The sequence below is a fragment of the Pseudarthrobacter sp. HLT1-3 genome (genome assembly GCF_059383535.1).
Genome location: NZ_JBWZCJ010000005.1, coordinates 117,782 through 140,902 on the forward strand (window position 1 = coordinate 117,782; position 23,121 = coordinate 140,902).

Here is a 23,121-nt window from a genome sequence, read left to right on the forward strand (position 1 = left end):
CCTTGTTCAGTCGGGGGGGAGGGGTGACTGGGCGGCCCGGGTTTCCCCGGGCCGACCGGCTTTTAGTCCAGCGCGATGCCGAAGTCCGTGGCAACGCCGTGGAGGCCCGAGGCGTAGCCCTGGCCGACCGCACGGAACTTCCACTCGCCGTTGTGGCGGTAGATTTCGGCGAAGATCATGCAGGTTTCGGCAGCGGCGTCCTCGGTCAGGTCGTAGCGGACCACTTCGTTGTCGGTCTCCTGGTTCACGACGCGGCAGAACGCGTCGCGGACCTGGCCGAAGTTCTGCCGGCGGGCCTCTGCCTGGTCAATCGATACGACAATGACGATCTTCTCGATGTCCAGCGCCACGGTGTCGAGGTCAATCAGGACCTGCTCGTCGTCCCCGTCGCCTTCGCCCGTGCGGTTGTCACCCTGGTGGACGACCGAGCCGTCCGGCGAGGAAAGCTGGTTATAGAAGATGAAGTCCGCGTTGGAGCGGACCTTGCCGTCAGCGCGGATAAGGAGAGCCGAGGCGTCGAGGTCGAACTGTTCACCGGCGGTGCTCCGCGGGTCCCAGCCCAGACCGATCATTGCTTTGCGAAGTCCCGGATCGGCTTTCGTGAGCGACAGGTTGCTGCCCTTGCTGAGAGTCAGGCTTGACACGAGGTACTCCTTCAGTTTGGTGGGTGCAGTCGGTAGGGCTCAGAAGCCCCGGTCCCGTTTGGCTACAGGGCGGACGCCGCGGCGCCGAGGACATCCCCTGCCGTGCGGCCGTTGGCCGGATTGCCGATCGCGTGGAAGGTCCAGGCGTTGCCGGTCCGTGAAAGCTTCGACATGATCATGGCAGTGTTCCGGCCTGACTCCGTGAGGGAGTAGCGGGCCACTTCCGGGCTGCCTGCGGCCGAGTCGTCGATAACCCGGCAGAAAGCGTTCTGGACCATGTCGAAGGTCTGCTGGCTGTAGCTCGTGATGACAAACACGATGCTCTGGACCGCCGGCGAGACGGCCGGCAGGTTGACCGTCATGGTCTCGTCATCGCCGTCGCCGGCGCCGGTGAGGTTGTCGCCGGTGTGGCGGACCGCGCCGTCCTTGCTCTTGAGCTGGTTGAAGAAGACCGTGTCCAGGTGCTTGCCTTCGGCGTCGAACATGATGGCCGAGGCATCCAGGTCGATCTCAACGGTCTTCGTGCCGCCGAAGAACCCCTTCTTGGCCGGGACAGCGGAGTCCCACCCCAGACCCAGGCGGACGTTCGTCAGGGACTCGCCGTTCTGCTTGGTGAGCGACAGTGACTGGCCTTTTTGCAGACTCAAACCCATTGATTTACTCGCTTTTCCCTAGTCGTGGTTACTGCTTGGTAAGTGCTGCTAACGAGCTAGCTTTTTACGTCCGCTGGCTCGTGTACTTGCTTGGCGGCGCTGGCGCGCCGGTTGCGCATAATCGATCCGGTAAAGGCGGCGCCGATGAAGACCACGCCGATCAGGCCGGTAATGATTTCGTTGATCGGGGTCACGATGGTGATCAGCAGGATGACCGCCAGGGCGCCGATGGCCCAGTGCGCGCCGTGGTCCAGGTATTCGAATTCGTCCAGCGTTCCTTCGCGGACCAGGAAGACGGTCAGCGAGCGGACGAACATGGCGCCGATGAAGCCGAGTCCCAGGGCAATGATGATGGGGTCGGAGGTGATGGCGAAGGCGCCGATGACGCCGTCGAACGAGAAGGACGCGTCGATGACCTCGAGATAGAGGAAGAGCATAAAGGCGGCCTTGCCGGCCAGTTTGGCGGAACCGGAGGGACCGGAGTGGACCAGGCGGTCCGCATCCGCCGCGTCGATGTCGCCGTCCTGATCGACGTCGAAGAGGTTCCCGAGGCCGTTCACCAGGAAGTAGGTGATCATGCCGAGCAGGCCGGAGAGGAGCACGATGCCCTGCTTCTCGCCGGAGACGGCACCGGCGATGGCCAGGGCGGCCATGCCTGCGATCAGGGAGGCGCCTTCGAGTTTGCCCAGCCGGGCCAGCGGGATTTCAAGGAACTTGATCCACTTGATTTCACGGTGGGCGAGGATGAAGTCCAGGAACAGCATCAGCAGGAACATTCCGCCGAAGGCGGCGATCTGCGGGTGCGCCTCGTGCAGCAGGTACCCGTAGCTGCCGGGCGTGGCCGGGTCACCCTTCTCCATTGCCAGGGTGACGGCTTCGACCGGATTCAGGCCGGCCGTGACACCGACGATCAGGAGCGGGAACAGGATGCGCATGCCAAACACGGCGATGATGATGCCGACGCTGAGGAACATCTTCTGCCAGAACGCGTTCATCCGCTCCAGGATTCGGGCGTTGACCACGGCGTTGTCGAAACTCAGGCTGACTTCCAGGATGCCCAGGATGATGCAGAGGATGAGCGCTTCGGGCCCGCCATAAAAGAAGGCGACCACTAGGGCGATGATGGTGACCGCGAACGACCATCCGAATGTCTTGAGGATCAAGCTGGAACAACTCCTGGAACGACGGGTCCTGTCCGGTCGACGGCAGGACGGCGAAAAAACATCCCGGAAGTTATCCCCCAAGACTTCGTGGCACCCATCCTATCCGCTGGGTGCGACGCTGCGCCCTGCCACGCCCGTATTATCGCTAACGACGAACGGCGGCCAGCACCTGGCCAGCGCCCGAACGGAGAAAGTCCCCGCCGATCAGGGCAGGGACTTTCCGGCGCGACCGGTGCGGCTAGCCGCGCCGCACTTCCACACCGTCGGACTTCAGGAAAAGCTGGGTCTCGGAAGGGACCACCGGAACCAGCCAGAGAACGTTGCCGCTCAGCGAGACCTCTTCGACCTCACCGGCTGCCAAAACCTGGGCGTGCTTAAGGATTTCAACCCGATCTCCGGCCTTCAGGCTCCGCCAGTCAGAAACCGTGGTCGCTGACGTATGGCGCCCGGAAATGACCGTTCCACGTGCTTTCATGAACTTCTACCCCCTTGTATATGTTCTTTATCACAACTTCATTGGTGTGAACTTCCATTTCTACTACAGTTCCCGGGGCCCTGCCGCCCGTGTTGCAGACTATTTCGGGAGTACCGGGAATTGTCCACCCGAAGTGCATTTTGTTTTCCTTCAGGCGAGATTTCCGACGGCGGATTCGGCCGCCGCCCGAATCTTGCCGGAGGCCACGAGAAGGTCCGCCGCTTCAAGTTCCGGTGAGAGGAACCTGTCCGTGCCCGGACCGTCGACGACGTCGCGCAGCGCGGCGATCACGGCGGTACCCGCGGGCCCCGGGGTGAGGTCGCCGCCGGAGAGCTGGGTGCGGATGTCCAGCGCCCGCGCCGAGGCCACGAGTTCAATCGCGAGGACCCGGCGCAGGTTCTCGACCGCGCGGCGGAGTTTGCGGGCCGCGTGCCAGCCCATCGACACATGGTCCTCCTGCATCGCGGAGCTGGGGATGGAGTCCACCGACGCCGGGACGGCCAGCCGTTTGTTGTCCGAGACCAGCCCGGCCTGGGTGTACTGGGCGATCATCAGGCCCGAATCGACGCCGGGGTCCGCCGCCAGAAACGCCGGCAGCCCGTGCGAGCGGGCCGGGTCCAGCATGCGGTCGGTCCGGCGCTCGGCGATGGAGCTCAGGTCCGCGACGGCGATCGCCAGGAAGTCCAGCACGTAGGCCACCGGGGCGCCGTGGAAGTTGCCGTTCGAGCTGACCCGGCCGTCGGGCAGCACCACCGGGTTGTCGATCGCGGCGGCCAGTTCGCGGGAGGCGACCATGGCGGCGTGGTCCACGGTGTCGCGGACGGCGCCGGCCACCTGGGGGGCGCAGCGCAGCGAGTACGCGTCCTGGACCTTGGTGTCGTTGATCCGGTGCGAGGCCACGATCGGGGAGTCGGAGAGGACCCGGAGCATGTTGTCCGCGGAGGCGGCCTGGCCCGGGTGCGGGCGCAGCGCCGCGTGCAGCTCGGGGAGGAACACCTGGTCGGTGCCGAGCAGCGCCTCGACGCTGAGCGCGGCGGTGATATCCGCCGTCGTGAGCAGCCCGCGGATGTCCGCGATCGCCATCAGCAGCATACCGAGCATGCCCTCGGTGCCGTTGACCAGGGCCAGGCCTTCCTTCTCGGCCAGGGTGACCGGCTCGATCCCGTGGGCGGCGAGGAGTTCCGCGACCGGGCGGCCGCCCCTGCTGCCGTACAGCGTGCCGTCCGGGCCGGCCGCTTCGCCCTCTCCCATCAGCACGAGGGCGCAGTGGGACAGCGGCGCAAGGTCGCCCGAGCAGCCGAGGGAGCCGAATTCGCGGACCACCGGGGTGATGCCGGCGTTGAGCACGTCCACCATGGTCTGCAGCACCACGGGGCGGACGCCGGTGCGGCCGGAGGCGAGGGTTTTGGCGCGCAGGAACATGATGCCGCGGACCACCTCGCGTTCCACGGCCGGGCCCATGCCGGCGGCGTGGCTGCGGATGAGCGACTTCTGCAGCTGGGTGCGCAGTTCGGTGGGGATGTGCCGGTTGGCCAGGGCCCCGAATCCGGTGGAGATGCCGTAGGCGGGGGTTTCGCTGTGCGCGAGGTCGTCGATGTGGGCGCGTACCTTGGCGACGGCGTCGAGGGCGTCCGGCGAGATGGTCACCCGGGCGTCGTGGCGGGCGACGGCGACGACGTCCTCGGGGGTGACGCCGCTGGAGCCGAGGGTGACGGTGAGCGGCGTGTGGGTGGTGAGAGTCATGGTGTTCCTACTTCGTTCTCATCGAGTGCTCCGCAAGTGCCCTTCTGGTGGCTCAAAAGGGCAGTTGCGGAGCAGTCGATGTGGGGTTGGGACCGGTTAGCGGGTTTCGTTCATGGGAATGCGGACGCCGCGCTCGGCGGCGACCTCGACGGCGCGGTCGTAGCCGGCGTCGACGTGGCGGATGACACCCATGCCGGGGTCGTTGGTGAGCAGTCGTTCGAGTTTCTGCGCGGCGAGGTCGGTGCCGTCCGCGACCGAGACCTGGCCGGCGTGGATGGAGCGGCCGATGCCAACGCCGCCGCCGTGGTGGATGGAGACCCAGGTGGCGCCGGAGGCGGTGTTGAGCAGGGCGTTCAGCAGCGGCCAGTCGGCCACGGCGTCCGAGCCGTCGGCCATCGCCTCCGTTTCGCGGTACGGGGACGCGACGGAGCCGGAGTCGAGATGGTCACGGCCGATCACAATGGGCGCCTTGACCTTGCCCTCCTTGACCAGCTGGTTGAACAGCAGACCGGCCTTGGCGCGGTCGCCGTAGCCCAGCCAGCAGATGCGGGCCGGCAGCCCTTCGAACTCCACTCGTTCCTGCGCGGCGTCGATCCAGCGGTGCAGGTGTTTGTTGTCCGGGAAGAGGTTTTTGATGGCGGCATCCGTGACCGCGATGTCCTCCGGGTCACCGGAGAGCGCCACCCAGCGGAACGGGCCCATGCCCTCGCAGAACAGCGGCCGGATGTATGCCGGGACGAAGCCGGGGAACTCGAAGGCTCGGTTGTAGCCGCCTTTGCGGGCCTCGTCGCGGATGGAGTTGCCGTAGTCGAACACCTCGGCGCCGGCGTCCTGGAATTCGACCATGGCCTGGACATGCTTGGCCATGGAGGCCTGGGCCTTCTTGGTGAAGCCCTCCGGGTCGGCCGCAGCCTCGCGGTGCCATTCCCCGACCGTGATGCCCTCGGGCAGGTAGCTCAGCGGGTCGTGCGCGGAGGTCTGGTCCGTGACGATGTCCACGGTGAGCTGACCGGCAAGGTGGCGGCGCAGGATTTCGGGGAAGACCGTGGCGGCGTTGCCGACATAGCCGACGGACCAGCCGCGGCGCTCCGCCTTGGCCGCGAGGACCTTGGCGATGGCGGCGTCGAGGTCGGTTTCGACCTCGTCGAGGTAGCGCTTGCCGAGGCGGCGGCGCAGGTGGCTTTCGTCGACGTCGACGATCAGGCAGGCGCCCTCGTTCAGGGTGACGGCGAGCGGCTGGGCGCCGCCCATCCCGCCGCAGCCGCCGGTGAGGGTAAGCGTGCCGGCGAGCGTGCCGTTTTCGTCCCCGGTGAGTTTGCGGGCGATCGCGGCGAAGGTTTCGAAGGTGCCCTGCAGGATGCCCTGGGTGCCGATGTAGATCCAGGACCCGGCGGTCATCTGCCCGTACATCATCAGCCCCTCGGCCTCCAGCCGGCGGAATTCCGGCCAGTTCGCCCAGTCGCCGACAAGGTTGGAGTTGGCCAGCAGCACCCGCGGCGCCCATTCGTTCGTGCGGAAGACCCCGACCGGTTTGCCGGACTGGACCAGAAGGGTCTCATCCTTTTCCATGGTTTCCAGGGTGCGGGTGATCGCGTCGAACGCGGCCCAGGACCGGACGGCGCGGCCGGTGCCGCCGTAGACGACGAGGTCATCCGGGCGTTCGGCGACCTCGGGGTCCAGGTTGTTCATGAGCATGCGCAGCGGGGCTTCCGTCTGCCAGCTCTTGGCGGTGAGCTCGGTGCCGCGGGCCGCTTTGACCGGGCGGGCACCGGTGGTGAAGTCGGCGGGTGCCATGAGGGGCTCCTTCTGGTTCCTGGTGGTTCGGCGAAATGAGGTGCTGTTTCAACTAAAGCCTGCCCGGCTCCGCGGAAACAGGGCCCGCACGCAGGTGCTGTCCGGGATTCCAGACCCGGGCGACAGGTCCGCCGCCCCCACGTTGCGCTATCACATCCCGTGCCTAAAACCTGTGGATAGGGAACGTGGATAGGGACTGTCAGGCGGGGCGGCCGTGGATCCGGATCGAGAGCTCGTCGGCGACCTTTTTCACCCGGGCGGCCAGGGCCGGCCACTCCTCGGGCGGCAGTTTGTCCTCGATAAAGGTCACGGCGACGGCGGCGGTCGGCCAGCCCACATGATCCGTGACGGCGGCGGCGATCGAGCCGAACCCGGGCGTGACCTCCCCATGTTCGGTCGCGTAACCGCGCTGCCGGACCTGGTCCAGATGCGAGGACAGCGCCGAGTACTTCATGATCGGCGACTCAGTCTCGTGCCGGGCCGTGAAAGCGGCAGCGTTGGGGTACAGCGCGCGGACCTGCGATTTCGGCAGCGCCGCGAGGATGGCGCGTCCGCTCGCGGTGAGATGGCTCGGCAGCCGGACGCCGACGTCGGTCACGAGCGACGGGCGGTTTTTCGCCCGTTCCTCAACGATGTACAGCACGTCCCGGCCGTGCAGCACGGCGAGATGGGCGCTTTCGCCGATTACATCCACCAGCGAGGCGAGCATCGGCCGGCCCAGGCGGGACAGCGGTTCCTGCCGCGAGTACGCCGAACTGAGCTCGAACGCACTGATCCCCAGCCCGTAACGCTGTTCCTCGTGCAGATGCATCACAAAGCCGTTGGCCTCCATCACCCCCAGGAGGTGGTAGACGCTGGAGCGCGGCAGTCCCAGCGCGGTGGCAATGTTCGACGCCGCCATCGGCCCCCGCTTCGAGGCCAGCAGTTTGAGGATGCGCAAGGTATTCTCCGCCGCCGGAACCTTGGACGCCAGCTTTGCCGGGGCGGCCCGCGGCGCCGCGTCGTCGGCAGGCGGGGTGGTGCTGGTGGCTGGCATAAATCCTCTTCACATGGTGTGGTGTCCGGTATCCCGTACTTAATCATGCGCCCTGGCCGGGGCCCTGGGCGGTCCGGTGCGGGGTTGTGCCGTCTGGTATCCCGGACATTCCTGCGCAGACGCCGGCCCTTTCCGCCGCGGGGCCGGGGACGCGTCCCGGACGGGGACTTCCGGCCCTTGCCGCTGCCCGGCGGCGGCGCTTGGATGGACCCGACAGCCGGACACAGGAGGGCAGCCATGCGCTGGATTGCCGGGGTGTTTGTGATTGCGCACGGGCTGGTTCATCTGGCCATCTGGCTGCCGAAGCCGGACGAGAAGGCACCGTTCGACGTCGGCCACTCACCGTTTGCCGGCAATGTTCGCCGGCTGGCATCCGGGCTGGCCATTGCCGCCGCCGTGATCCTGGCGTTCGGCGGGCTCGGCCTGATCGGGGACGCGGCGTGGTGGGTTCCGGTCACGGTCGCCGGAGCGGCGGTATCGGCTGCACTGTTGATTCTGACTTTCAACCGCTGGTGGCTGATTGGCCTCGGGCTCAACGCCGCGATCATCGTGCTCGCACTGCAGCAGGCGGACTAAATGGTCGAACTACCCCGCGCCGTCCAAATATCCCCGGGCGGCAGCATATCCTCGGACGGCAGCGGCCTCGGACAGTGGCTGGGCGTTGATCGCCGGTGGGGCGAGCCCCTGGGTTTTTCCCGCTCGCCCCGACGGATCGCGGCGCTGGCCAGGACCGGCGGCGTGCTGATGATTGGACTGGGTGGCACCCTTGCCCTGGGCGCAACGGGGTACAGCCACCGTCCGGCAAGTAGTCGGCGCGGCAGCCTAAGTGGTGCCCGGTCCCGCAGGGGTAGAAGTTACTCGTGTGACGAGAGGGGCGGGCGGCTACAGTTGCTTCACGGCTGGTCCGGACCGCACAGGACGCTGGCTGGAGAGCCATCCCAAATCTGGTCCGGAACCGCCGATCGTGCATGACTCGCTTTTCGAAGGAGTGGTTCCGATGGGGTCCCCAGCATCTCCGCAGGTACAACACCAGAGACATGGCCTGGCACGGCTGCTGTCGAAAACGGTCAGCCGCGCCAAAATTCCGAGAGTTCCATTCCGGGTGGGGCAGGTGCTGATCGGGGATGACCCGTTCACAGGCCGGCACCTGGGCACCGTGGCAGTTATCAAGACCCCGTATGTGGGCCTCCGGACAGCCGGCAGCCCCGCAGGGCGCGTCGTCTTCTACGACTACCGGCAACTCCGGTACCCCGAATAGTGGAAGGGCCAGAAGACGTGAGCTCAGCGAATGTTTCCTCCCACTTCCTGACTATCGCGGAAGTTGCTGCAGCGATGCGCGTGTCCAAGATGACCGTCTACCGGCTGGTGAAAGCGCACGCCATCGCGGCCGTGCGGGTGGGTCGTTCGTTCCGGGTTCCCGAGGAAGCCGTCAATGACTACATCCGGCGCTCCACCGAACCGGCTACCCTGGACCAGGGCGACGACAAAGGCGCCGACGGAGACCAGGGCGCAGACAAGGGCGACGGCAAGAATACTGAGTGATCAGCGTCCGGTCAGCGCGCCGACCAGCCGCCGTCCATCGTGTAACTAGCGCCTGTGACCATACCGGCATCATCGGACGCCAGCCACGACACCAGGGAGGCGACTTCCTCCGGCTCGACGAGGCGCTTCACCGCGGCCTCGGTCAGCATGATCTTGCTGAGCACCTCGGACTCCGGGATCCCGTGCACCTTGGCCTGGTCCGCGATCTGGGACTCAACGAGTGGCGTGCGGACGTAGCCGGGGTTGATGCAGTTGGACGTGACGCCGTGCGCGCCGCCCTCCAGCGCCGTGACTTTGCTCAGCCCTTCGAGTCCGTGCTTGGCTGAGACGTAGGCGCTCTTGAACGGCGAGGCACGCAGCCCGTGCACGGATGACAGGTTAATGATCCGGCCGTAATTATTCGCGTACATGTGCGGCAGCGCGGCGCGGATGAGCAGGAACGGGACTTCCAGCATCAGCGTGATGAGGCGGCGGAAGTCCGCGGGATCGAAGTCCTCGATCGGGCTGATCCGCTGGATGCCAGCATTGTTGATGAGGATGTCGCAGTCCAGGCTGACGGCCTCGAGGGATCCGACGTCGAGCAGGTTCACCGCCCAGACGGTGCCGCCGACCTCGTCGGCCAGGGCCTCGGCCGCGGCCTCATCAACATCCGCGATCACCACCTTGGCACCCCGCGCGGCGAGGGCGCGGACGCTGGCGGCGCCAATTCCGCCGGCTCCGCCGGTCACCAGGGCCTTGCGCCCGTTCAAGCTGCTCTCCATGGCTGCACTCCTCAAGTTTGTGGTCTTATACAGCCCAGAGGAGGTGCGATGCACAGCACTGAGCAGCTTCACTGAGTATTGCCGCACAAAGTTGGCGATTCAATGGTCAAACAGGCACGAGGTATGTGCAGAATTGCAGATATGAAACCGAACCCGGATGACCTGCTCGTACTCCTGGCCGTCTCCCGCTCGGCGAAGTTCACCACTGCCGCGCAATCGCTGGGGCTGAACCACACGACTGTGTCGCGCCGGATTGCGGCACTGGAGAAGGCCCTGGGCGGTCGGGTGCTGTCCCGCGCGTCGGGCGGCTGGGAGCTCACGGATCTGGGCGCCGAAGCGGTGCAGGTGGCGGAACGCGTGGAAGCGGCAGTCCGTGTCCTCGACGAGCCGGGCCGGGCGCCTGACCCTGTGACCGGCGTCGTCCGGATGACCGCAACGGACGGCTTCAGCGCGTACATCGCGGCACCCGCGGTGGCCAGGATCCGCCGGGAGCACCCCGGTCTCAGCGTTGAGATCATCACCATGACGCGGCGGGCGCTGCAGCAGCGTTCCGGCCTGGACATCGAAGTTGTGGTCGGTGAACCGCAGGTGCACCGGGCCGCGGCGGCCCGGCTCGGCGAGTACATGCTGGGTATGTATGCCTCCCGCCACTATCTGGCCGAGTACGGCGCTCCCACGACAATCGAGGAACTGAGCACCCATTCGCTGGTCTACTTCGTGGATTCCATGCTCCAGGTGGACGACCTGGACGCGCCGCGCCGTCTGGTGCCCGCCATGCGGGACGGGCTCAGCTCCACCAACGTCTTCGTCCACATCGAGGCGACCCGCGCCGGCGCCGGCATAGGGTTCCTGCCGTGCTTCGCGGCGGACCTGCACCCCGACCTGGTCAGGCTGCTGCCCGAGGAGTTCGCCGAACTCCTGCCCTACTGGATGGTGCTGCGGCCCGATTCCATGCGCCGCCCCGCCGTCGCCGCGGTGGTGCAGGCCCTGCGCGAGCAGACGAAGGCGCACCGTGAGGCGCTTATGGGGCGGGGAGGAACTGCGCCGACTGCTCCGTAGGCGCCGTTTGGGGCCGCAAAACGGCCGTTACGGAGCAGCCGACGGCGGGAGTGGATCCTCTGTTTTCGGGTCGTGCCGGACCGGAGCGCCGGCGGCAAAGGACCGGACCTTGGCATCATTCCAGATGTGCGCGGGTACCGCCCCGCCCAGCAGGCGCCTTGCCAGCCCCGGGTCGTCGTCGAACGGGATGTCACTGCCGGCCATGATCATGTTCCCGTACCGCCGGCCCTTGAGCATGGCCGGGTCCGCGATAATCACCGTGTGCTTGAAGGTGTCCGCGATGGTCGCCGCGTCCTCGCGTGCGTTCCGCAGGTCCGGGGCGTCCCCGGAATTCACCACGTACATCCCGCCGGGTGCCAGGACGCGCACGGCGTGCTCGGTGAACTCTTTGGTGGTGAGCGGCCGCGGCGTCACCGAGCCAGCAAAAACATCGCGGATGATCAGGTCCCGGGTCTGCGGGGTGAGGCTTTCCGTCACCTCGCGCGCCTCCCCCACGCGCAGGCGCATCAGCGGTGCCTTCGGCAGGTCGAACCACCCCCGGACGTACTCCGCCAGTTTGCCGTCGAGCTCGACCACCACCTGGCGGGCCTCCGGGTAGGCGGCGTGGAAGTAGCGCGCCAGTGAGCATGCTCCGCCGCCAAGATGGAGGGCGCGCAGCTTCGGCCGGGATTCCCGTGCCCAGCGCGATTCCACCAGCGCCGAGATCCAGCGCATGTACTCGAAGTCCAGGAACAACGGATCCGCCAGGTCGATGTGCGAACTCATCACGCCGTTGATCCGCAGCAGCCAGCCGTTGGAATTGTCCTGATCGGCGATCAGCTCGCAGTCACCGGTGTCGATGTAGTAGACGCCCTCCACGGGCCCGTCGGGACGGCTGCCCTTCGGAACGTCCACGACTCCCGCCGTCTTGTCGGTGTTGCTCCGGCCAGCGGCCCTGCCCCGCTTCGCCATCAGCCGTCCACCGTTCTGCCCATGTTTCAAGCCTAGTTGACGGCGCGGGCGGCCTTCGCCGGAAGGATGCGCCCGCGCCGAGCGGTGGTGCGCCCCGTATGCTCCGAAGTGACGTGTGGAAGATCGCGCGGCGGGGTCCAGCACACCGCGCGGGCAGATCAGGGCGCCTCAGCCCCGCCCCGCCCATCCGCCCTGGTCTGCCCCAGGAAAACCCTGCACTGATCGGCCCCGAGAAGAATTAAGCAAAGGGTACTTACTATTTGTTAGTAACCATGCTTACTATTAAGCCTCCAGTTATTGCTGGTTTGTGATCAGCAGCCGATCTTGAAAAGAGAGCGAAGATGACAGAGAACAACTGGCCCGAAAACGGTACCTACGGCACCCCCACGGCCACCCAGCAGACGACTCCCCTCCGGCCGGCAAGCACGTTCCCGCCGACCGCCGAAGCCGACGCCACGTTCCCCCCGACCGCCGACGGCGAGGCCTACGGTACGTCCACCGCAGCCGGGGTCTCGAAGACCGACGCAGCCAAGGACGAGGCAGCCGGCGTCAAGCGCCAGGCCTCGGATTCGGTCCAGAATGTGGCCGAGACCGCCAAGACCGAAGCAGCCAATGTCGCGGCCGAGGTCAAGACAAACGCCAAGGATCTGCTGTACCAGGCAAAGTCCGACCTCACGAACCAGGCCGGCACGCAGCAGCAGAAGGTGGCGGAGGGCCTGCGCTCCATTTCCACCGAACTGCACACCATGTCCGCCGCCTCGGATCAGCCCGGCGTCGCCAGCGACCTGGTGCGCCAGGCCGCCGAGCGGTCCTCCGCCGTGGCCGCCTGGCTCGACGGCCGCGATCCGGGCTCGCTGCTGACCGAGGTAAAGTCCTTTGCCCGCCAGCGCCCTGGCACGTTCCTGCTGATCGCGGCCGGAGCGGGCGTGCTGGCAGGCCGGCTCAGCCGCAGCCTCAGCGCCGGCGCCCCGGACGCTCCGACCACCGCAGGTACCGGCCGCCCGGCCACCCGGGTTGCCGATACCGGAATGGCGGTTCCGCCGCCGCCCGTGCAGATGCCTGCACCGGAAACCACGACGGCGGGCTTCGCGGACACCACTTACCCGCCCGTCCCGCGCGAGACCGACCCGCTCGGCGGCGGCCGCGAGGACCGCTGGGCTTCGGAACCCGTCGTCACCAACCCGCTCCGGCAGGATGGGCTCCGCGACGATCCCTTTGATGGCGGACGTCGATGAGCACCGAAATTCCGCACACCGCCGCGCACGCCAAGGCGGAAACCTCGTCGCTGGGCGATCTCCTGGGCGAGGTCACGCGGGACATGTCCACCCTGATGCGGCAGGAAGTCGAGCTGGCCAAGGTTGAACTGAAGCAGTCCGCCACCCGCGCCGGCAAAGGCAGCGGGATGCTGGCCGGCGCGGGCGTCGCTGGTCACTTCGTCCTGCTGTTCCTGTCCCTCGCGCTCTGGTGGGCGCTGGGGAACCTCATAGGGCTGGGCTGGTCCGGCGTCGTCGTCGCCGTCATCTGGGGCATTGTCGCCGCAGTCCTGGCCGCCAAGGGGCGCAAGGAACTCAACGCGATCAAGGGCATGCCCCAGACCGCCGAAACGCTCCAGGAAATCCCGCCCACGCTCAAGCCCACCCCCTAAGTACAGCGAGGAAACACGATGAGTGAAAACCCGGATGTCATCCGAGCAGATATTGAAGCAACCCGCGCGCGGCTGGGCACGAATGTCGACGCCGTGGCGGACAAAGTCACCCCGTCCCACATCGTCCAGCGGCAAACTGACAAAGTGCGGGACGCCGTCTTTGGAGTGAAGGAGAAAGTCATGGGAGCTGCCGACCACACCGCCGGCAATGTCCATTCCGCCACCGGCAGCGCCGGGGCCCACCTCGGCGACGCCGGCGCGGCGATCGGTGACGCCCCGGCGCAGCTGAAGACCAAGACGCAGGGGAACCCCATGGCGGCAGGGCTGATTGCCTTCGGGGCGGGTCTGCTGGTCTCCTCGCTGATCCCCGCCAGCCAGAAGGAACGCGAAGCCGCGGATGCATTGAAGACCGCTGCCGAACCGCTCACGACGGAGCTCACCGAGGCCGCAAAGCACGTGGCTGAAGGACTGAAGGAGCCTGCCCAGGCTGCAATGGAAAATGTGAAGGCGAGCGCCGCCGATGCCACCGAACACGTCAAGGCCGAGGGCCAGGGCGCGGTAACGGATGTCAAGGACCGGACCGCCGAGGCCAAGGACAACGTCCAGCAGGTCTGATCCCGCTTGAACCGGCCGGCCCTCCTGCGCTCACGCGCCGGACGGGCCGGCCGTCGCACTTAACCCGTAGAGGAAGAATTCCCATGGCAAAGAATCCCGCCACCGCAGACACTGGGGCAGACGCCGAAACCCAGGAGAGCAGCACCGCCAAGGCCCGCACGGCGCCCCATCCGGACGACCCGCGCAAGCCGGACAGCCCTACCGATGTCACCAAACCGTCGTGGAAGTACATCGCCAGGAAAACGTATCGAGAATTCACCAAGGACCAGTGCCCGGACCTCGCCGCGGCCCTAACCTACTATTCCGTGCTCTCCATTTTCCCGGCCCTGCTGGCCCTGGTATCCCTGCTGGGCATCTTCGGCGACGCCGGGAAAACCACCGGCGCGTTGCTGGAAATCATCTCAGGATTCGCCCCCGCCGACACCGTGGACGCCATCCGCGAACCGGTCCAGCAGCTGACCGGCTCCTCCGCCGCAGGCCTTACCCTGGTGCTCGGCATCGTCACCGCACTCTGGTCCGCGTCCGGCTATGTCGGCGCGTTTGGCCGGGCCATGAACCGGATCTACGAAGTCGACGAAGGCCGGCCGTTCATCAAGCTTCGGGGCACCATGCTCGCGGTCACGATCGTAACTGTACTCATCGTCCTCGTCCTGGCCGCCATGCTCGTCCTGAGCGGGCCGGTAGCAGAGTCCGTCGGCAGGATGATCGGTCTGGGCGGGACTGTCCTCGTTGTCTGGAACATCCTCAAGTGGCCCTTCATGGTGCTGCTTGTAGTCCTCACAATCGCCATCCTCTACTACGCCACCCCCAACGTGAAGCAGCCCAAGTTCCGCTGGATGAGCCTGGGTTCCTTCATCGCCCTGGTGATCTTCCTGCTCGCCTCCCTGGCCTTCGGGTTCTACGTGGCCAACTTCAGCAGCTACAACGAGACCTACGGCACGATCGGCGGCGTGATCATCTCGCTGCTCTGGCTCTGGATCCTGAACATGTCGCTGCTGTTCGGAGCTGAGTTCGACGCCGAGATGGAACGTGGCCGCCAGCTCCAGGCCGGCATCGAAGCAGAGGAAACCATCCAGCTCCCGCCCCGGGACACCAAACAAAGCGACAAGCTGCAGGCCCGTGAAGAGGAAGACATCCAGCGCGGCCGTGAACTGCGTGAACGAAGCGGCGAGGACACTGCATCGGAGCCAGCCCGGCGCACGGGTGCCACCCAGGAAAGCGGTCACATTCAGGATTCGGGTCCGCGCAACCCGCGGGACGAAAGCCACTAGCCCTTTCCCGCCCTTTGCGTTCTAATGGGCAAAACACCGCCCGGAGGCGGACAGGGCTGACCGGGAGGACGGATGACGGCACCCGCGGCAGGGCAGGAACGCACCACCGTCGCCGTGGGCTACGACGGGTCAGAGGCAGCGAAAGAGGCCGTCCGGTGGGCCGCGGAGTACGCGGCCGCCGGTAACTACCCGCTCCGGGTAGTCCACGCCTGGGTGTGGCCCGTGTTCACGAAAAAGCTCGGCCCGGTCCCGGGCGTGGAAGGCAGTGGACTGCGGCACTCAGCCGAATCCATCCTGGCCGACGGCGTCGAACTGGCCCGCACTGCCCGCGCCGCCGCCCGGGCGCCGGCGGGACCCACCGTGGAGACGGCAGCCGAAACCGCCCCCGACGTCGAGGGCACTATGGAAGCCGGACTCCCGGCGCCGGTGCTGCGCGATGCGGCCCGTGACGCGCGGCTCCTGGTGGTCAGCAGCCGCGGTCTCGGCAGTGTGCTCGGGCACGTGGCCGGGTCAGTCTGCCTCGAGCCGGCGGCCTCCTCCCCCTGCCCCCTGATGGTCATCCGCCGCCGGCGCAGCCCCGGCGGGCCGGTGGCCCCCGTCGTCGTGGGCGTCGACGGGACGTCCAGAAGCTCCGAAGCGCTGGCTGGCGCCGCCGAGCTGGCGGCAGTGCTGGGTACATCCCTGCGGATCGTCCACATCGACCAGAGCCGCGGCGGCGCCGGCGAAGGCCACGGCCGGCACAGCCCGCTGCGCGGCCAGGAACTGTTGGAACACACACTGGAGGAGGCCCGAAGCCTTGCCCCGCAGCTGTTGATCTCAGCCGACCTGCGGGAAGGTCGCGCGGCGTCCAAAGAACTGCTGGCGGCCGCCAGCGACACCGAGGTACTGGTGATCGGAACCCACAACCGCGAGGGCGGCCCGGGCAACACCGTCACGGCCGTCCTGAACAAGGCGCGCTGCAATGTCCTGACCACGCGCTGACCCCGCCCCACCGGACCACCGCCTTCAGAGGGGAGCTGGAGGTTCTAACAGAGGAGGACACCCGTGCGAGCCTGGCGGGTAGGACAGCCCGGGCCGATGAGAAGCGGCCCGCTGGTTGCGGACGAGTGCCCCGATCCACGTCCGGGCCCCGGGGAGGTGCTGCTGCGGGTCCATGTGTGCGGCGTCTGCCGGACTGACCTTCATCTGGCCGAGGGTGACCTCGCTCCGCGGCGCCCCGGCGTCATCCCGGGCCATGAAGTCGTCGGCGAAGTCATCGCGGCCGGGTCCAGCGCCACGCGGTTCTCCCCTGGCGACCGGGTCGGTGTTTCCTGGCTGGGCGGGACCTGCGGCTCGTGCCGCTTCTGCCTCCGGGGGGCGGAGAATCTCTGCCTCTCCCCCGTGTTCACAGGCTGGGACCGCGACGGCGGCTATGCCGAACTCATCACGGTGGCCGAAGACTTCGCCTACCGGCTCCCGTCGGGCTTCTCGGGTGAGGAGGCCGCACCTCTGCTCTGCGCGGGGATCATCGGCTACCGCGCGCTGTGCCGCGCCGAGCTGCCCATCGGTGGCCGGCTGGGCATCTACGGATTCGGCGGATCCGCGCACCTCGCAGCACAGATTGCCCTCTTCCAGGGCGCGCGGGTGTACGTGATGACCCGGTCGGAGGAGGCGCGCCGCCTAGCCCTCGAGCTGGGGGCGACTTTTGCCGGCGCCGCCGACGAGCAGCCGCCGGATCCGCTGGACTCCGCCATCCTCTTTGCCCCGGCCGGCGCTCTGGTTCCGGTGGCCCTGCGGGCCCTGGACCGGGGTGGCATCCTGGCCGTCGCCGGTATCCACCTGAGCGATATCCCGCCGCTGCATTACGCCACAGAACTGTTCCAGGAACGCCAGCTGCGCAGTGTCACGGCCAACACGAGGGCCGACGGCGAGGAGTTCTTCCGCATCGCCGCGGAGATCCCGCTGCGCCCGACGACGGTGCCCTATCCGTTCGCGGCCGCGGACCAGGCCCTGCTGGACCTGTCGGAGGACCGGATCACGGGCGCTGCCGTACTCCGGATGGACTCCCCGTAGCCGGCATCCCGGCGCATCCCACGCAGCCGTCCCGGTTCAGCCGTCCTGGCGCAGGAACACGTGGTCCTGGCCGGCCCGGAGCAGCACCCGCTGGGTGCCGACCCGCACCAGCACCGGGGCGGCGTCGCCGGGGGCCGCCGACACCAGCAGGCGGTCGCGTTCCAGATGGACCGCGAGCATCTGGTCCCGGTAGCGGACCTGGAATTTCACCCGGCTGAGCTCTTTGGGCAACCGGGGCGCGAAGTCGATGGCATCCCGTGTGATCCGCAGCCCGGCGAAACTGCGTTGGATGACGTCGATCGTCCCGGCCATCGCACCCAGATGGATGCCGGAGCTGGTGGTCCCGCCCTGGGTGTCATCCAGGTCCGCGTCCAGGGCCTCCCGGAACACCGCCCACGCCCGCTCGGGATCCCGCTGCGCCAGTACAGACGCGTGGGCCACCCGGCTGAGGGTGGACCCGTGCGCCGTCCTGGCCAGGTAGAAGTCCACCGTGGCAGCCATCTGAGCGGAGGTGACGGCATAGCCCATCCGGGCCAGGAACTGGATGAGCTGGTCCTCGCCCAGGACATACAACAGCATCAGGACGTCCGCCTGTTTGGCCAGCCGGTAGTGATTGGCGCTGTCCCCTTCCGCCTCCAGGATCAGGTCCAGCCGCTCAATGAGCCCGTAAGTCCGGCGGTAATGCTTCCAGTCAAGTTCCCGGAGCGCTTCGTAGCCGTCGAACTGGCTGAGGACGCCGTCGTCGTGGAACGGAACGAACATGCGGCGGCTGAGGTGTTCCCAGACCTCGATCTCGGCGGCGGTGACCAGCAACCGGATACGCAGTTCCTCCATGTCAAAACCTCGGACTGAATGCATGACCCAGACCGCCTGATCGAACACCCAGGCTGCCATGACGTTGGTGTACGCGTTGTCGTTCAGTCCGCCGCCCGGGTCGCCCGGGTTTCCGGTGTGGTATTCATCCGGGCCCATGACGCCCCGGAGGTGGAAGCGGTCTTCCGCCGGGTCAAACTCCGCCATCGACGCGAACAGCCGGGCGACGTCGACGATGATTTCCGCGCCGTGTTCGGTCAGCCACCCGCGGTCCTGGGTGGACTCGAAGTATTGCCAGGCGTTGTAGGCGACGGCGAGGCCAACATGCCGCTGGAGCCGGGAATGGTCCTGCATCCAGCGCCCGGACAGCCTGTTGAACAACAGCTTGGGCGTCTGTTCGGTGCCGTCGCTGCCGCTTTGCCACGGGAACATTGCCCCCTTCAACCCCGCTGCCCGGGCTGCGTCCCGTGCTGCGCCGAGCCGCCGCCACCGGTAATCGACCAGCTCCCGCGCGAGCGACGGCAACCTGGAGTTCAACAGCGGGAGAACGAAGAGTTCATCCCAGAAGACGTGCCCCCGATAGCCCTCGCCATGCAGTCCGCGGGCCGGTACGCCCGCGTCCAGTTCGGCGGTGTGGGTGGTGAGCGTCTGCAGCAGATGGAAGACGTGCAGGTTGAGGATGAGCTGCGTCTGTGAGCCGTCCTCGAGCTCGATGACGAAGGGAGCGAGCAAAACCTCCCATGCCGCCTCGTGCTCGGCCTGGAGCGCCGTAAAACTGCGTGGGGCGCGGGCCAGGACGGCCCCGGCTGCCGCCAGCGGCGAGGCGATGGCGTGGTCGCGCGAGGAGGCCACGGCCACGGTTTTGAGCACGGTCAGCGGCTCCCCGGCTGCCAGGGAAAGCTCGAAGCGGTGCGCTTGCAGCCCGCCCAACACGTCGGGAACCCCGGCCCCGGCCGGTCGATCGGACCCGGAGACTTCGGTCCGGAGCGCGAGGGCGATTCCGATCCCGCTGGTGACGGTCCGGACTTCCACGGTAAGGTCGGCGGCGCCAGGACCGGCAGTGGAAGCGGCAATGTTGACGGACCCCAGGTGCCGGTTCGACAGCGCCTCGTCATCGGGGACGTTGGCGTTGGTGACGTCCGTGTCACAGCCGCTGCGGATGCTGACGGCGCCGTCCCAGCCGACAGCAGTGATCACGGTTTCCAGGGCGGCGAGGTTCGGCGTGGCCATGGACACGAGTCGGCGCTGCCGCAGCTGGAGCTGGCGGCCGGCGTTGTCCTCCAGAAGCGCCTCGCGGATCAGCACCGCGTGCTTCAGGTCCAGGGTGCGCCGCTCGCTGCGGAGGGATAACCCGCCCTCGGACCACCACCGGCCCTCGCCGATCCGGAGGTCCAGCGGCAGCCAGTCGGGGATGTTGACCATGTGCTCGTCGACGGTTTCCTGGTCCATCACAACACTGCGCAGGCTGTTGTAGACGCCGGCGAGATAGCTGCCGGGATAATGCACTGCCCCGGCGCGGTGTTCGGGGGCGGCGCCGCGGGTGGCCAGGTAACCGTTGCCCAGGGTAGTGAGGGCTTCACGGTGGCCTTCGTGCGCCGGGTCGAAGCCCTCGTAGACCAGCAGCCACGGGTGCGTGATGGCAAGTCCAATGTCCAGTTGGCCGACATCTTCGACGACGACGTCGGCCCCCGCCGCTTCCAGTAGGTCTCGGCGTCCGGCGCGGTCGATGCCGACGACCAGCCCGAAGCCGCCGCGACGGCCTGCCTCGATTCCGGCGACTGATTCCTCGATAACCATCGCCCGGGCCGGCAGGATCTGGAGCCGGCGCACCGCTTCCAGGGGCAGCGCGGGGGCAGGTTTTCCCGCGACATCCCGGTCAAGGGCTGTCTGCCCGTCGATGATGTGGTCGAAGGCGTCCCCGAGGCCGGCTGCGGTTAGCAGCGCGCCAGCGTTCTTTGCGGAGGTGGCCAGCACTACGGGAATCCGGCCTGCCTTCAGCCGGCTGAGCAGTTCGGCAGTGCCGGTAAAGGCCCTGACCGGGTTGCTGCTGAGAAGCTTGTCGAACAGTTCGCTCTGGCGGGCCGCGAGGCCGAAAGCGGTCCAGTCCGCGGAGCCATCCGACGGTGAGCCCAGCGGGATGGCTGCGCCGCGGGAGCGAAGAAACGTTGTGACCGCGTCCTCCCCGGTCCGGCCGGCGACGAGGTCCCGGTAGTCGTCGGTGCTGAACGGCTCCCGCCGTGTCCCGGCGGGAAGCCGCGGGTCCTGCAGGACGTCGTCAAAGAGGTGCTGCCAGGCTGCGGCGCGGAGTTCCGCGGTGTCCGTGACCACGCCGTCGAGGTCGAAGATCACGGCATCGACCGGCGCCAGGGCGGCGGCAAGGGTGGGCGACTCCGTCATGGCTCAGTCGTATCAGGCATCCGGCCGCCGCGACAGTGTCGTTCTGCCGCGATTTCCTGCCGGCACCGGGCCTCCATGGCCGCGGTCAGCCCAGCAGCGCATCGAGAGTGGTGAAGCCGTAGCCTGCCTGGCGGATCCGGTCGATCATCCCGGGCAGCGCGTCGGCGTCGAGGGTGGTCCCGTCGTCGGGGTTGGAGCCGACGTGCATCAGCACGATCTCGCCGGGCTGAAGCCGGGCGAGCACGCGGTCCGCCACGATTTGCGCAGTGATCCCTCCGCTGCTGCCCTTCCAGCCCAGGCTGTCAACGGTCCAGCGGACGGGGAGGTAGCCCTGGGCGTTGACGGTGGCGATGGTCCGGGCGTCGCGGTCGCCGAGGGGGAAGCGGAACAGCGGCCGCGGGTCCGCTCCGCCGGCCTTGATGGCCTGTTCGGCTCCCGACAGCTGGTCCCGGATGGCGGCGTCGGGGAGCCCGGTGAAGCCCGGGTGGGTCATCGAATGGTTGCCGACCCGGTGGCCGCCCGCCACGATCGCGGCGACGCCCGCGGGGTTGGCGGCGGCCCAGTTGCCGGTGAGGAAGAAGGTGCCGCGCACCCCGGTGGCGGCCAGGGTCTGCAGGATGCGAGGCAGCCCCGCGGAGTTGGCTCCGGCGTCGAACGTCAGCGCCACGACTGTCCCGGCGCCCGGGATCACCTCGAGGTCGCGTCCGGCGAGCGCGGCGGGGAACGGTGCGGCGGGTGCCGGGGCCGGCGGTTCGGGAGCGGGCGGTGGCGGCGGTGGCGGCGCCAGGGGTCCGGGCGCAGGGGGTGCCGGGGGCGGGGCAGGTGAAACCGGGGCGGGGGCGGCCGTAGCCGTTCCGCTGGGGCCGGGGGCCGGGGTTTCCGACGGCGACGCTGGCACCGGAAGGTCCGAAGGGCTGTCCGACGGGCTACTCGACGGGCTGGCGGTGGCCGGGAGCGACGGCGAAGTGGCTGCCGGCGTCGGACTGGCTGAGGGCGGCCCGGACGAAAAGACGACGCCCAGCACCACCGCGGCGGCCAGCAACAGCACCGCAGCCGCGGCCGCCAGCCACCGGCGCCGGTCCCCCGAAAAGATCGCCCACATGCCTCACAGTGGCACCAGCGGCCACGGCCGGAGTAGGGCTAAAGTGCCCAGCGCCCGTCAAAACCCCCATGCAACGCGGGGTCACTCCGCGCCCATGTTGACCCCTCGGATGGGCGCGGTCTGACCCCGCGTTGCTTAGGCTGAGCCGGAGGGCGCTGCGGGAATCAGGCGGTCGGCCCGGCACCGGTCGAACAGGCGGATGAACGAGTCTTCCGTTCGCCGGTACCCGGTGAAGCCTGCAAGGCGGCTCTTGCTCATGTCGGTGACCACTTCCAGGTTCCGGCCCAGATCACCGTCGGTGTGCCACCAGGAGGCGACCCGCGAAAGATCGGGTTCGGCCAAGCCATGGCGGGCAGCGATGTCAGCCCACTCCCCCTCCCTGCCGAGCATCTGTTGTTCCAGCGGGCGGGGTTGGCCGGCGTACCCTTCGGGCTCAACGCCGAAATAGGCGGCCAGCGCGGGCCACATGCGCCTCCACCGGAAGATGTCGCCGTTGACGATGTTGTAGGCCTCGTCACCCACACCCTCAGCAGTGGCCGCCCAGATCATGTGTTCCGCCAGCAGCCCGCTGTCCGTCATATCGGTGAGGCTGTTCCACTGCGTCTCGGACCCGGGGAAGATAAACGGCTGCCCCAGTTCCCTGCAGATGGATGCCTGGACGGCGAGCGTTAGGCCCATGTTCATGGCATTGCCGACCGCATGCCCGATCACCGTATGCGCCCGGTGCACGGACCAGCCGAAGCCTTGCTTGCCGGCGGCAGCCCACAACTCGTCCTCCTGGGCGTAGTAGAAGTTGGGCGTCGGCAGCCGCGGCTCGCTTTCGCGGAACGGGGTGTCGGGCATCTCCCCCGCCGCATACGCTTCAAAGGGCCCAAGATAGTGCTTCAGCCCGGTCATCAGCGCCACGTGCTTTACCGGATGGCCGCTGAGGCTGGCGAGCAGGTTCCGCAGCATAGCCGCGTTGGTCTCGATGTTTTCCTGTTCCGTGCTCATCCGTGACCACGCCGTGTAGAACACGTGGCTCGGCCGCTCGCCGGCCAGGCCTTTCCGCAGGTTCTCCACTGAATTCAGGTCCGCACTCACATGCCGAACATCCCCGCGCTGAATCGGGCGGCGGGACAGTGCAACGACATCCCAGCCCTCATCCGCGAGCCTGTCGACCAGGGCCGATCCGGCAATCCCGCTGGCCCCAACCACAAGGGCAGTCTTCGTCTCAACGGTGTCTGAACTGCTTCGCACGCTATGCCTCCTGTTGCTTTCCCGCTCCAACTTTCCCGCTCCAGCGTCTCACGCCCCTGCGCGGGGGCGGCCCGCCGGCGCGGCGTAACCTGTAGCCGCCCGGCCTCCCGGGGAGCCCATCGCAGTAGGATGCAAAGTAGTCCACAACGCGAAATCTAAGGCGGGC

At 67.7% G+C, this 23,121-nt stretch carries 22 protein-coding genes; 10 read left to right on the top strand and 12 right to left on the bottom strand.

Features of this window, described 5'->3' with window-relative positions; genetic code table 11:
* Window positions 1–62: 62 nt before the first annotated feature.
* From AC50X9_RS06360 to AC50X9_RS06390, 7 genes are all read right to left on the bottom strand, one after another.
* Window positions 63–644 (bottom strand): TerD family protein, encoded by a 582-nt coding sequence (locus tag AC50X9_RS06360; protein ID WP_494891466.1) that lies wholly within the window; start codon window positions 642–644, stop codon window positions 63–65.
* A gap of 62 nt (window positions 645–706) precedes the next feature.
* Window positions 707–1,297, bottom strand: coding sequence for a TerD family protein (locus tag AC50X9_RS06365; RefSeq protein ID WP_494891468.1), 591 nt, complete (start codon window positions 1,295–1,297; stop codon window positions 707–709).
* Between the two features lie 56 nt (window positions 1,298–1,353).
* The gene (locus tag AC50X9_RS06370) at window positions 1,354–2,460 is read right to left on the bottom strand and encodes a DUF475 domain-containing protein (protein WP_494891470.1); all 1,107 of its coding nucleotides are present in this window, start codon (window positions 2,458–2,460) and stop codon (window positions 1,354–1,356) included.
* A gap of 238 nt (window positions 2,461–2,698) precedes the next feature.
* Window positions 2,699–2,935: a hypothetical protein gene (locus tag AC50X9_RS06375; protein WP_494891472.1), complete on the bottom strand. Its 237-nt coding sequence runs from the start codon at window positions 2,933–2,935 to the stop codon at window positions 2,699–2,701.
* Between the two features lie 150 nt (window positions 2,936–3,085).
* Complete coding sequence (gene hutH, locus AC50X9_RS06380) at window positions 3,086–4,678, bottom strand: histidine ammonia-lyase (RefSeq protein WP_494891474.1); 1,593 nt, start codon at window positions 4,676–4,678, stop codon at window positions 3,086–3,088.
* Window positions 4,679–4,774: 96 nt separating this feature from the next.
* On the bottom strand, window positions 4,775–6,472 hold the full coding sequence (hutU, locus tag AC50X9_RS06385) for a urocanate hydratase (protein WP_494891476.1): 1,698 nt from the start codon (window positions 6,470–6,472) through the stop codon (window positions 4,775–4,777).
* Window positions 6,473–6,671: 199 nt separating this feature from the next.
* Window positions 6,672–7,508 carry an IclR family transcriptional regulator gene (locus AC50X9_RS06390; RefSeq protein ID WP_494891478.1) on the bottom strand — a complete coding sequence of 279 codons (837 nt, stop codon included), beginning with the start codon at window positions 7,506–7,508 and terminating at the stop codon, window positions 6,672–6,674.
* Between the two features lie 237 nt (window positions 7,509–7,745).
* Here AC50X9_RS06390 and AC50X9_RS06395 point away from each other — a divergent pair, with 237 nt between their 5' ends.
* From AC50X9_RS06395 to AC50X9_RS06405, 3 genes are all read left to right on the top strand, one after another.
* Window positions 7,746–8,084, top strand: a complete 339-nt coding sequence (locus AC50X9_RS06395; RefSeq protein ID WP_494891480.1) for a hypothetical protein — start codon at window positions 7,746–7,748, stop codon at window positions 8,082–8,084.
* A gap of 526 nt (window positions 8,085–8,610) precedes the next feature.
* Window positions 8,611–8,766, top strand: a complete 156-nt coding sequence (locus AC50X9_RS06400; protein WP_494891482.1) for a hypothetical protein — start codon at window positions 8,611–8,613, stop codon at window positions 8,764–8,766.
* Between the two features lie 17 nt (window positions 8,767–8,783).
* The gene (locus AC50X9_RS06405; protein ID WP_494891484.1) at window positions 8,784–9,050 is read left to right on the top strand and encodes a helix-turn-helix domain-containing protein; all 267 of its coding nucleotides are present in this window, start codon (window positions 8,784–8,786) and stop codon (window positions 9,048–9,050) included.
* 11 nt (window positions 9,051–9,061) lie between these two features.
* Here the strand turns inward: AC50X9_RS06405 and AC50X9_RS06410 are convergent, their stop codons facing one another.
* Complete coding sequence (locus tag AC50X9_RS06410; protein WP_494891486.1) at window positions 9,062–9,811, bottom strand: 3-hydroxybutyrate dehydrogenase; 750 nt, start codon at window positions 9,809–9,811, stop codon at window positions 9,062–9,064.
* A gap of 141 nt (window positions 9,812–9,952) precedes the next feature.
* On the opposite strand from AC50X9_RS06410, the gene AC50X9_RS06415 reads away from it, so the two are divergent.
* Complete coding sequence (locus AC50X9_RS06415) at window positions 9,953–10,870, top strand: LysR family transcriptional regulator (protein WP_494891489.1); 918 nt, start codon at window positions 9,953–9,955, stop codon at window positions 10,868–10,870.
* Between the two features lie 27 nt (window positions 10,871–10,897).
* Here AC50X9_RS06415 and AC50X9_RS06420 read toward each other — a convergent pair whose 3' ends face one another.
* The gene (locus AC50X9_RS06420; protein WP_494891491.1) at window positions 10,898–11,821 is read right to left on the bottom strand and encodes a spermidine synthase; all 924 of its coding nucleotides are present in this window, start codon (window positions 11,819–11,821) and stop codon (window positions 10,898–10,900) included.
* Between the two features lie 341 nt (window positions 11,822–12,162).
* Here AC50X9_RS06420 and AC50X9_RS06425 point away from each other — a divergent pair, with 341 nt between their 5' ends.
* The 6 genes from AC50X9_RS06425 to AC50X9_RS06450 all read left to right on the top strand — a co-directional run bounded on the left by AC50X9_RS06425 (window position 12,163) and on the right by AC50X9_RS06450 (window position 17,404).
* The gene (locus AC50X9_RS06425; protein ID WP_494891493.1) at window positions 12,163–13,056 is read left to right on the top strand and encodes a hypothetical protein; all 894 of its coding nucleotides are present in this window, start codon (window positions 12,163–12,165) and stop codon (window positions 13,054–13,056) included.
* Window positions 13,053–13,466 (top strand): phage holin family protein, encoded by a 414-nt coding sequence (locus AC50X9_RS06430; protein WP_494891495.1) that lies wholly within the window; start codon window positions 13,053–13,055, stop codon window positions 13,464–13,466. Before AC50X9_RS06425 ends, AC50X9_RS06430 begins: the two co-directional genes overlap by 4 nt.
* 18 nt (window positions 13,467–13,484) lie before the next feature.
* The gene (locus AC50X9_RS06435) at window positions 13,485–14,081 is read left to right on the top strand and encodes a DUF3618 domain-containing protein (RefSeq protein WP_494891497.1); all 597 of its coding nucleotides are present in this window, start codon (window positions 13,485–13,487) and stop codon (window positions 14,079–14,081) included.
* Window positions 14,082–14,164: 83 nt separating this feature from the next.
* Window positions 14,165–15,352: a YihY/virulence factor BrkB family protein gene (locus tag AC50X9_RS06440; protein WP_494891499.1), complete on the top strand. Its 1,188-nt coding sequence runs from the start codon at window positions 14,165–14,167 to the stop codon at window positions 15,350–15,352.
* 72 nt (window positions 15,353–15,424) lie between these two features.
* Window positions 15,425–16,333, top strand: a complete 909-nt coding sequence (locus tag AC50X9_RS06445) for a universal stress protein (protein ID WP_494891501.1) — start codon at window positions 15,425–15,427, stop codon at window positions 16,331–16,333.
* Between the two features lie 63 nt (window positions 16,334–16,396).
* Entirely contained in the window at window positions 16,397–17,404 is a 1,008-nt protein-coding gene (locus AC50X9_RS06450; RefSeq protein WP_494891503.1) for a zinc-dependent alcohol dehydrogenase family protein, read from the top strand.
* Window positions 17,405–17,440: 36 nt separating this feature from the next.
* Here AC50X9_RS06450 and AC50X9_RS06455 read toward each other — a convergent pair whose 3' ends face one another.
* The 3 genes from AC50X9_RS06455 to AC50X9_RS06465 form a co-directional block, all read right to left on the bottom strand.
* Window positions 17,441–20,614 carry an HAD family hydrolase gene (locus tag AC50X9_RS06455; RefSeq protein WP_494891505.1) on the bottom strand — a complete coding sequence of 1,058 codons (3,174 nt, stop codon included), beginning with the start codon at window positions 20,612–20,614 and terminating at the stop codon, window positions 17,441–17,443.
* Between the two features lie 85 nt (window positions 20,615–20,699).
* The gene (locus AC50X9_RS06460) at window positions 20,700–21,716 is read right to left on the bottom strand and encodes a polysaccharide deacetylase family protein (protein ID WP_494891507.1); all 1,017 of its coding nucleotides are present in this window, start codon (window positions 21,714–21,716) and stop codon (window positions 20,700–20,702) included.
* 135 nt (window positions 21,717–21,851) lie between these two features.
* Window positions 21,852–22,955 carry an SDR family oxidoreductase gene (locus tag AC50X9_RS06465; RefSeq protein WP_494891509.1) on the bottom strand — a complete coding sequence of 368 codons (1,104 nt, stop codon included), beginning with the start codon at window positions 22,953–22,955 and terminating at the stop codon, window positions 21,852–21,854.
* Window positions 22,956–23,121 lie beyond the last annotated feature (166 nt).